The sequence below is a fragment of the Achromobacter sp. SIMBA_011 genome, assembly GCF_046535435.1.
In the GTDB taxonomy this organism is placed as follows: domain Bacteria; phylum Pseudomonadota; class Gammaproteobacteria; order Burkholderiales; family Burkholderiaceae_B; genus Achromobacter; species Achromobacter dolens.
In genome coordinates this window covers 1-236 of the sequence record NZ_JAWRWN010001231.1, presented here as the reverse complement: position 1 = coordinate 236, position 236 = coordinate 1, and the positions used below count along the sequence as shown (strand labels likewise).

Below are 236 nucleotides of genomic sequence, written 5' to 3'. Positions count from 1 at the left end.
GGCACCGACGAGCTCGGCCGCGACCTGCTCGTGCGCACGCTGATCGGCGGCCGCGTGTCGATCGAGGTCGGCCTGCTCGGCACGCTGGTGTCCGGCCTGTTCGGCGTCGCGTGGGGCGCGACGGCCGTCTTCGCGGGCGGCCGGGTCGACTCCTCGATGATGCGCGTCGTCGACATGATGTATGCGATCCCGTACCTGCTGATCGCGATCCTGATGATGACGCTGTTCGGCCGCTC

General features: G+C 69.9%; 1 pseudogene. It reads left to right on the top strand.

Annotation, left to right across the window (positions count from 1 at the left end):
- Positions 1-236, top strand: a pseudogene (locus SB816_RS34975) (peptide ABC transporter permease); the annotation flags it as partial.